Origin of the sequence: Leptolyngbya sp. FACHB-36, assembly GCF_014695955.1 — a bacterium.
Taxonomy (GTDB): Bacteria; Cyanobacteriota; Cyanobacteriia; order Leptolyngbyales; family Leptolyngbyaceae; genus FACHB-36.
Map to the genome: position 1 here is coordinate 1 of NZ_JACJPG010000492.1, position 9496 is coordinate 9496.

General features: G+C 52.9%; 9 protein-coding genes and 1 pseudogene. 5 read left to right on the top strand and 5 right to left on the bottom strand.

Going from position 1 to position 9496, the window contains the following annotated elements:
- Positions 1-150, top strand: a pseudogene (locus tag H6F43_RS14070) (glutamyl-tRNA reductase); the annotation flags it as partial.
- 450 nt (positions 151-600) lie between these two features.
- Here H6F43_RS14070 and H6F43_RS14075 read toward each other — a convergent pair.
- Positions 601-786 (bottom strand): CopG family transcriptional regulator, encoded by a 186-nt coding sequence (locus H6F43_RS14075; protein WP_190343366.1) that lies wholly within the window; start codon positions 784-786, stop codon positions 601-603.
- Positions 787-926: 140 nt separating this feature from the next.
- Between H6F43_RS14075 and map the strand changes: the two genes are divergently transcribed.
- Positions 927-1748 (top strand): type I methionyl aminopeptidase, encoded by an 822-nt coding sequence (gene map, locus H6F43_RS14080; RefSeq protein WP_190343367.1) that lies wholly within the window; start codon positions 927-929, stop codon positions 1746-1748.
- A gap of 30 nt (positions 1749-1778) precedes the next feature.
- Here map and H6F43_RS14085 read toward each other — a convergent pair whose 3' ends face one another.
- Together H6F43_RS14085 and H6F43_RS14090 are read right to left on the bottom strand one after the other, a co-directional pair.
- A complete protein-coding gene (locus H6F43_RS14085; protein WP_190343368.1) occupies positions 1779-4028 on the bottom strand; it encodes an ATP-dependent helicase in 2250 nt (749 codons plus the stop codon).
- A 50-nt stretch (positions 4029-4078) separates the two neighbouring features.
- Positions 4079-4624, bottom strand: a complete 546-nt coding sequence (locus tag H6F43_RS14090; RefSeq protein WP_242025607.1) for a DUF1824 family protein — start codon at positions 4622-4624, stop codon at positions 4079-4081.
- A 211-nt stretch (positions 4625-4835) separates the two neighbouring features.
- Here H6F43_RS14090 and H6F43_RS14095 point away from each other — a divergent pair, with 211 nt between their 5' ends.
- Together H6F43_RS14095 and H6F43_RS14100 are read left to right on the top strand one after the other, a co-directional pair.
- The gene (locus tag H6F43_RS14095; protein WP_242025609.1) at positions 4836-5180 is read left to right on the top strand and encodes an Asr1405/Asl0597 family protein; all 345 of its coding nucleotides are present in this window, start codon (positions 4836-4838) and stop codon (positions 5178-5180) included.
- 40 nt (positions 5181-5220) lie between these two features.
- Positions 5221-5838, top strand: coding sequence for a (2Fe-2S) ferredoxin domain-containing protein (locus H6F43_RS14100; protein ID WP_190343370.1), 618 nt, complete (start codon positions 5221-5223; stop codon positions 5836-5838).
- A 72-nt stretch (positions 5839-5910) separates the two neighbouring features.
- Here the strand turns inward: H6F43_RS14100 and H6F43_RS14105 are convergent, their stop codons facing one another.
- A complete protein-coding gene (locus H6F43_RS14105; protein WP_190343371.1) occupies positions 5911-6363 on the bottom strand; it encodes a CAAD domain-containing protein in 453 nt (150 codons plus the stop codon).
- Positions 6364-6855: 492 nt separating this feature from the next.
- Between H6F43_RS14105 and H6F43_RS14110 the strand changes: the two genes are divergently transcribed.
- Complete coding sequence (locus H6F43_RS14110) at positions 6856-8562, top strand: GGDEF domain-containing response regulator (RefSeq protein ID WP_190343372.1); 1707 nt, start codon at positions 6856-6858, stop codon at positions 8560-8562.
- A 67-nt stretch (positions 8563-8629) separates the two neighbouring features.
- On the opposite strand, the gene H6F43_RS14115 is transcribed toward H6F43_RS14110, so the two are convergent.
- Positions 8630-9217 carry a thioredoxin family protein gene (locus H6F43_RS14115; protein ID WP_190343373.1) on the bottom strand — a complete coding sequence of 196 codons (588 nt, stop codon included), beginning with the start codon at positions 9215-9217 and terminating at the stop codon, positions 8630-8632.
- Positions 9218-9496: the final 279 nt, after the last annotated feature.

Below are 9496 nucleotides of genomic sequence, written 5' to 3' on the forward strand. Positions count from 1 at the left end.
GCGCTGACTCGCGGCATTGTCAACAAAATCTTGCACGATCCGATGGTGCAGCTACGCACTCAGCAGGACATTGAAGCCCGCCGACAGGCAATGCAAACGCTAACGGTGCTGTTCAATTTAGAAGCGACTTCCAACAAGCAGTTCGGTTAGTTGAACGGGTTTTCTTAGCTAGTGAGGGGACGCGATCGACCGCTCGTTTCTTTTCCTGCGAGCTACCGTCTGCTCCCCTATCCTGCCATCGCGGCTAAATCGGGATTGGTGACTAAGCGCCCATCTTCCATGTAGACAATGCAAACCTGCGGATGATCCGGAGTGCCTCGTTTGAGCCTTCAGTTTGTTTGGGAGTGCTAATTTTCCGCACGACACGCGACGTTGCAGAACCTTAGTTGGCAAGAGTTTAGCCACGATCGCTTTGACTTAATTCGCGCCATCATTCGTCAACATGATTGCTTTCTGCGATCGCAGCACGTTATTAATCCAGATGCGCCTTGACCTGAACGCTGTAGGCTTTGGCGACGATCAAGGCGGCGACCTGTGTGAGCTATCTATTTGCGCAGGATGGCTCAAGCAACAAAGGCTGTGAGCCTCGATCGCCCACGCTCAGCGCATATTGACCACGTTTGAAGGCTGGGGCTGATTTCGTCGTTCCTGCAATGCCTTATCAACCAATTTTGCAATCAGCCAGGAAACCGATCGCTCTTCTGCCTCCGCCCATTCTTCCAGTTCCCTCTTCCACTCTGGGGGCACATAGGCAACTACTCGGTCTAACTCTGTCTTTCCGCCCATGCTTACTACCGAATGACTGCTGCTCTTGGCTGAACCTAGCATACAAGCAATAGACTAGCGCGTGTCGTGCTATGCTATGCTGTGCTAGCACGACACAGCACATGCAACACAGCACAAGAGTCGGTACAAGAGGGAGGCTCATGAATCACCAAAATCTGCTTTCGCGTACAGGAAATCTTCAAGCACGACCCCATCGAGGGGTTGTTTTACTGTCAGCACGAGAACTGGACAAAATGCGCCGAGTTGGGCGGCTTGCCGCAAAGTTACTCCAGCATCTTGAACCAATGATCAAACCTGGAGTCAGTACTCAAACCCTGAACGACGAGGCAGAGCAATGGACGCAGGCACAGGGCGCAGTCAGCGCCCAGTTGGGCTACGCTCCTCCCGGTCATTCTCCCTTTCCCCGCTCTATTTGCACGAGCGTTAACGACGTGATTTGTCACGGCATTCCCCATCCCAAGCAGATTTTGAAGGATGGAGACATCATCAACATCGACGTGACGTTGATTCTAGACGGCTACTACGGAGATACCTCCAAAACGTTTTTGGTGGGCAATCCATCCGCAACCGCCCGCACATTAGTTGAGGTGACGCACGACTGTATGATGCGAGGAATCGCTGAAATTAAACCAGGCGCGAGGATTGGAGATATTGGGGCGGCGATTCAAGAGTATGCAGAAACCCATCGATTCTCGGTGGTGCGAGAAATGGTTGGGCATGGCGTTGGACAACAGTTTCACATGGAGCCGCAGATTCCGCATTATGGGCAGCGAGGTAGCGGCTTGAAACTACGCCCAGGAATGGTCTTCACCGTGGAACCTATGCTGAACGAGGGCAGCCGCGACATTAAGATTTTGTCAGATGGTTGGACAATTATGACCAGAGACAAGAAACTCTCCGCCCAGTTTGAGCACACCGTTGCAGTTACAGAGGATGGGGCAGAAATTCTGACGCTGCCGTAGCCCGGCTGTAGCCCCTTCTGCCCCGTGTGCTTATTCGAGCATTACTGAGGTTGGAAACTGCTGTTTGAGCGCGACGATCGCAGGACAGGGTTTGCGATCGTCCAGATTTTCCGGTTTATTCCAGGTAAACGGTGCCTTCCTCGCAGCCGACATCCACAGCAGGCGTTTGGCGCGAGTCATCGCCACATAGAGCAGCCGAAATTCTTCAGCCGTTTTGAGGTTTTTGGCGCGCTCCCAGGCCGCTGCCGTATCTGCCAACGGCGACTGATTGTGCAAGCTAGCGCGGATTTGAGCCCGCGCCACCTCTGCTAAAGTAAAATCTCCTAAAAACTGTGCCTGCGGCGGAATCCAGGGAACGCCAGGAATCGTCTGCTCGTGCAAAAAGGGGATGAACACATAGTCCCAGTCCAGACCCTTGGCTTTGTGCATCGTGATCACGGTCAACTGTCCGCGTCGCGTGTAGCGCTCTTCGGCGTCGTCGGTGTCTACAGGCTCAAACTGCTCAGCGGAAACGATTTCGCTCAGCGCGTCCAGAATAGCAGGCAGCGAGTGGTCGGTGATCTGCTGAGCAATTCGCTCTGCTAGCTTATCTGCCGTTGCCAGTTCGGTTTGGTTGTAGTCCAAGCTGAGCGCTAGGAAGGGAATCAACTGCTGAAGTGGCAGTTCCAAGCGGGCACGCAGAAGTGCGGTGCAAAATCGGCGAGCTTGTGCGGCAGCATCGGACTGCGGCGGATCGATCGGACCTGGATACAAAAACTGCTCTGGAAACGTCACCAAGGCGTTGAGATCCTGGGTAGGAATGAGGCGACGATCGACCAGCGTCGTCAGTGCCGCTTTCAGATAGTCTGGCGAATGAGGACGATCCACGAGTTGCAGCAGCGTCAGCATGTCTTTTGGCACATGGGACTGGCGATCGTGCTGTCCAACTTCGTACACGGGAAGTTCGTCACCGTACCAGCGGTGCAGCTCCCGCGCCACAAACCGTCCCTGCTCATTGGTGCGGACCAGCACAGCGGCGCGTCCGTCGGGGTCCTGAGTCAATAGTTCCAGCACCCGCTGCCCAATGCGCTCCACGGTTTGGTAGGTGTCGTCGGGCGTGTGCAGCTCTAGCCCTTGCCCTACAGCAGGCGGATTTGCATTTGCCTGCGGATCGTCCGCATTGACCGGGACGATCGTCTGCACCCGAAACGGCTGTTCGCTGCCTGCCAGATTGGCGCGGTTGACCCACAGAAGCACAAAGTTAGCCGCGTCGATGATGCGCTGGCTGCTGCGTCCTGCCTGCTGCATCGTGGCAAGCCGCTGCTGGCGATCGCACGCTTCGCAGAACTCTCGGAAGAAAATGGGGTCGGCAGGCGTAAACGTTGAGTTAATCGCCTGATTTGGATCGCCGACACGCACCAGGTTAAGTTTGCTGGAATTATCTGGATCATCAGGATCAGCCGCGAGGATCTCTAGCAGGCGGGTTTGCAGCGGACTGGAATCCTGCGCCTCGTCCTCAAATACGGCAAACACCTGCGTTTGCCAAAACTGACGCAGACCCGGGTCTTCCAGCACCCGCAGCGCTGCCAGAATCATTTCGTCATAGTCGATGCGATTGCGGTTCACGAGCTGCGTCTGGTAGAACTCGTAAAGCCCAGCGGCGATCGTCAGCACGGTATAGTCGTCATTGATTCGATGGCTGTAGTTCCGCAAGTCTTGCGGCTGCAAGCCCGAACTTTTTGCTTCTCGGATCACAGTTGTGGCAAGCGCAGGCAGCACCTCGGTTCGCAGCACCGACTGTCGCCGCAGCCGCTCGGTTTCTTCGCCATCGAACTGTCGCCCTTCCAGGAGTTGCTGGTACAGGTACGGGTTCGCCGCCAGCCACTGCTCGACACAGGTGCGAATCAGTCGATGACTCTGATTCGGCGTTACTAATACGCTGTCAAGGTTCAAGCCAGATTCCGGATGATTGCGGGCGATCGTCCACGCCAGCCCGTGCAGCGTTTGCACCGTAAAGCCACCTAGCGGCAATCCCAACGTTTGCAGATTGTGGCGTATTTTTGCCTTGATGTTTGCGGCTGCCGATCGCGTAAAGGTGACAACCACAAGCTGCCTGCGGGCATTGAGCTGGTGACGAGCAATCGCGATCGCGGCAGCAACCGCCATGCCAGTAGATTTTCCGGCCCCCGGCACTGCCGATACCGCCAGCGGTCCCCCAACCCAATCGGCAAGCTCCCGCTGTCCGGGTCGGAGGCTAGCTCGAAGAGATTGTAGAGAAGGAGCCAGAGAGGTGAGCAGCATCAGAGTGAAAATTAGAAATTAAGCGTTCAAGATTAGTAATTCAAAACGTCTCAATTCTCAAACAGATCCAGCGGCAAGTGCCCGAAGGTCTCACTCACGTCGCCATCATAAGCGGGCTGGCAGGCAACCAGGACGCCGCGATGGGAACCCGTGTAGGCATCGAGGTGGCAACGTCTAGTCCTAGGGTTGTATTTGAGATAAACCGGACCCGAATGGGGTTTGACTTCCGGCATGTCGTCGTAGCCCAAGGCAGCAAGGTAGGTTTTTAGCGCGATCGCAGCGTCGGCAGCCGTGTCGGCGCAAATGCCGAAAATGGCATAGTCGCAGTGCTCGATCACGAACAAGAGCGCCTGCTGCACCATCGCGCGATCAAACGGCTGGTCAGCCTCCGGCTGATCGACGCACAAAAACCGTTGCAGTACTTGCTGAGCGGTATCCAGCGTCAGCGGTGAGGAATCTTTAAGCGGCATCGATCGGGGAGTTGCACTCGGATAGAACATTCGTTCCCATTTTAGAGCGAGTTTGTGACACGCTTCCAATGAGATGGCTTCTAAGATGACTTCAGATTGCCATTGCCAATCCTTTTGGGTAGCCATTGCCAATTCTTATTGAAAATCATTTGCAAGTAAATTGTTTTTGTGTATGCTGATACGTAGTGCAGACGGTTGATAAAAGCGCTTGGTCGAGGATTGGGCAACGAAATGTTAATAGATATTGGCAGTGCCGACTACCTACGAATTCATCACCACAACCGACGAGCATCTCGCCAATGTCATGAGCAATTGCGCATTTAGACCTAGATAACCGTTGAAGCTTAAGCGTTATAAATCGATCTTCAGCGACGGCATCAGGGAACCCAACGATTTTTTATTTGAGAATTTGTTCTATCTGTTAACCATGCGAATGAATTTGTCAAGCTGTACGCCTTTAATGATTCAGGTGACCTCCATTTCTCGCGCCGATCGCTGGCAGGCGCACTCTCGGCTAACCTCGCTCTGCATTCCCTGTCAATGTCTAGCTGACGGTTACTTACAAGTCAGCATTGATAGCCCGATCGCCATCCTCCAGCTTAAGAGCGTTGTCCGACAGCTAACCGCACCCAGAACTGAGCTTCTGCAATGGCTGGAGCGCTGTTGGGAATCCGAATCGTAGCTTCCTTACCACACCTACTCACTCACCACGACACCTTACTATGGGCAAACATAACCAACAGCCTTCGCTTTTTAGCTTAGAAGGACGCTTTCTCGGATTCATCACCAAAGACGGCTACAAGCTAAAGCATCTGCGTTTGATGACGACGGAGGGAGAATATTGCATCAAGCTCACGAAGGAGTCGCGTGCCTCAGTCAGTGCAGTGGGTGCCGTACTGATGCCGGGTGATTGGATTTATGTCTGGGGTGAAAAGAGCGGCGATCGCGAGACGGGGGCAGTCAAGCTGAAAGCGCATCGCATTCATTGCGGCAGTAGTGCCCCTGCAGCACAAGTCGAACCAGTTGTGTCTACGCCGCAGCCTGCCAAAGCCACCATTCTGATGTGCCAAAAATCCGACTGTATGAAGCGGGGTGGTAAGGCAGTGTGTGCAGCGCTACAAGCAGAACTTAACGATCGCGGTTTAGACCATGTAACAATTCAGGGAACTGGCTGCATGAAGCGCTGCAAAGCGGGTCCGAATCTCGTCATGCCAGATAAAACGCGATACAGCAAAATCAACGCTAGCGACGTTCCGGAGATCGTCACGGAGCACTTCCCGTGTGCACAACCGCAGACTGCTTCTACAAATGCCGCTAAGCATCCAGCGATGGCGGAGTGATTGGCTCCTAGCCGCCGAAACTGAAAGGGGCACGCCGTGGCGTGCCCCTTTTTTGTGATTGAGCAAGCAAGACTAGCTCTTGCCTACAATGTCATCCTTGAAGCTGTTGAACTTGGTGGTTAGCTCTTGACGGCTAGAGGCCGTACCTAGATAGCGATAGATAAACCAAGCTGTGTAGCCAAAACCAATCAGTTCAAAGGTCGGTGCTAAGAGCGGAATATCATTGACGGCATCCAGCAGCGCCAGCGTCAGCTTGACTGAGACGATCGAACCAAAGATCAAGCCGAGGGTAATTAGAGGGCGCTTATACTCTCCAAAGAAGTCGGATAGATATTCCGGCAGACTTGCCAGGAACGTGTAGACGCGCTCTCCAGCCTGACGCCACTGCTCGTTCGTAGTTGAGGTCGCAGGGGGCAACAACGGCTGCTCGTCAGCGCTCACAGTTGCCAGAGATGCATCACTCTCCACCGTGTAGGTTGGAGTCGTTGTGTCAACGTATTCGGATTCTTTAACTTCGGGATTCATAATTCCTAACCTGAGAGTAACGGTCTGAGTCAGTGCGAGTGATGCTTCACCCGCAGCAAAAGATTAACAGACTTACGAAACCATATTGGCTATCCTTCCAACATATCGAACCTTGCGATGAGCAATATCATCAGCAAGATAGATAATTACCCAGTTTACCTGTCGCTGTAAACCATTTTCGCTGACTGAAGCGAAAAGGATGCGCTAACCTTCCGGTCAGGTTGCCCTACGCAAGGCGGCGGCTGTGTCGATCGAGTCACCGCTACACCTTCAAGAAATCTTCAATTTTCCTCATCGGTTTGACGAGCTATTTCAGTAAAATCCGGGGAATAATGGGCGGTAGAATCTTTGTTCCCGAGATCGTCCCGTCGTTTGTCTAGCTGCTTCTAGCGCTCAGAGATTTCAGACTGGATGAACCACTTAGGACTGGCATATAACCCAAACTCTAGTGTTCAGCTGCCAGCAGATACTCAAGTAAGACAGTAGAGACGAATGACCAAAATTCTTGTCATTGAGGACGATCCTACCGTCCGAACCTTGATTACCAAACTTCTTAAAGCGGAAGGATTCGATGTCATCAGTGGTACAAATGGTCAGACGGGTATCCAGTTAGCGCAGGCGCATGATCCAGATCTAATCATCTGCGACATTATGATGCCAGAGTTCGACGGGTACGAGGTGCTGGTACAACTGCGTCAAAACCCGATAACCGCTCGCATTCCCTTTATTTTTCTCAGCGCCAAAGCCGATCGAACCGACCTACGTCAGGGCATGGAGCTTGGTGCAGACGATTATTTAACTAAGCCCTTTAAGCGCACTGAGCTACTGGGAGCGATCGCGGCGCGGCTGGAAAAGCACACTGCCATTACCCAGCCCTACATCGACGAAATGAGACGGGCAGCGCAGAACTTGAATCAGTTGGCGTATCGCGATCCCTTGACCAACCTGGCGAACCGAATTGCGTTTCATCATACCCTGCAAGAAGCGCTGAAGGCGCAGCAGATGGTGGCTGTTCTGTGTGTGAATTTGGATGGCTTCAAGGCGATCAACTCTCATTTGGGCTATCTAGCCGGAGATCTACTGCTGCAAGCGGTTGCCGATCGCCTGAGTCACGGATTTAGCAAGCACTGTGCGATCGCCCGCTTGGGTAGTGATGAGTTCAGCCTACTTCTGAGCGATGTGGCAAATCAACGACAGGTTGTGGAAGTCGTTCAGCAAATGCTGCACACGTTATCAGAACCTTATGACCTTGATGGACAGTGGGTGCAGGTGCAAGCCAGGATTGGGATTGCGCTCTACCCAAATGACGGCGACAGCCCCGACGGGTTGCTCAATCAGGCGCATACAGCTACACGCTACATCAAAACTCAAAGAGGCAACCGCTATCAGTTCTACACTCTAGAAATGGACTTGCTGGAAGCAGAACGGCAGCTAGTTCACAACCGACTCAACACGGCGCTCGACCATCAACAGTTTCAGATTCATTATCAGCCGCAGGTAAACCTTGTTAGCGGACGTATCATTGGTGCCGAAGCGCTGCTGCGGTGGTTTGAGCCAGAGTTAGGTTGGATTTCGCCCGCCCGATTTATTCCGATCGCTGAAGAAACAGGGTTGATTGTTTCGATCGGGCAGTGGGTACTGAAAACGGCATGTGCTCAGGCAAAGCAGTGGCATACCCGAAATGGTATGCCGCTCCGCATTTCTGTTAACCTTTCGGCTCGCCAGTTTCGGCAGCAGAATTTTGTAGAAATGGTGGCAGAGGTGCTTCAGCAAACAGAGCTTGACCCGGATCTGCTGGTGCTAGAGCTGACAGAAACCTGCGTTATGGAAGACGTTGAGACGACCATTGTGACGCTGAAACAGTTGCAGTCAATGGGCGTGCACATTTCAGTTGACGATTTTGGTACAGGTTACTCCTCGCTGAATTACCTCAAGCGTTTTCCGATCAACACGCTCAAAATCGATCAGTCGTTCATTCAAGACATCATGGTAGACACGAATGATGCGGCGATCGCCAAAGCCATTATCGCAATGGCGCAAAGCTTGCAGCTTAAGGTAATTGCTGAAGGGGTTGAAACTGCCGAACAACTGGCGTTTCTGCGGCAGAATGGCTGCTACGCTATGCAAGGCTTCTTTTTCAGTCAACCCATCCCGGGAGAAGACTTTGAGCAGCTATTGTTGGCGGATAAGCGACTCTAAGCGGCTGGAGTGCTGAGAAGCGCTAGGCAGAGCACTATACAGTAACCGCTACGGGATTAGCGCTGATTCACTGCACGTTAAACCGCGGCTCATTGCCAGGCTTCCATTTAATATTGCAGCCAATACTGGGCTTTTGGTCTGGGGAAACTGGACGATCGCGCAGCACCGCGTCGATCGCCCCGCGCAGGTCCTTTCCCGTCACAGGAAGTCCATTGCTGGGGCGGCTGTCATCTAGCTGTCCTCGATAGACCAGGGCTCGATTGGCATCAAACAGGAAAAAATCAGGCGTACACGCGGCGGTATACGCTTTCGCAGTCTCCTGCGTTTCGTCATAGCAGAACGGAAACTGAAAGCCGAGATCGATCGCCATTTGCTTCAGGTTGTCTGGAGCATCATTGGGATAGTTCGCCACATCATTAGAGCTGATCGCCACAATACCCAAGCCGCTGCTTTGGTAGTCTTTACCAATCTGCGCCAACTCGTGCTGCACATGCTTCACAAAAGGACAGTGCTGACAGATAAACATCACCAGTAGCGCCCTATGGTCCGCGAACGCCTCTGGGAAATTGACGATCGCGTCTGACACCACATCGGGAAGGGTGAACGCTGGGGCAGGCGTTCCCAACGCTAGCATCGTAGAAGGAGTTAGAGCCATTAGTCGTTATTAGGTTTTTAGCTATTAGTGTAAGGCAGTTGCAGGCAAGGGGAGTGCAGCCTGCCGCGAAGGGTCAGAGTATTCAGTAGCAGAATTTCTTTGAGCAAAATCCTTTACTAGACCGTCGAAGTTGACGCAACCCTTGCTAGCACTCCAGATGCAGTTGATACCAAATTGAAAAAAGAGAGTGACAAATGAGATACTGAGTTCTTACCGTGTGGAGAAAAGAGCAATGGTCGGTGTTACTCGCATCAAAATCCAAGAGACAGTAGCAGAACT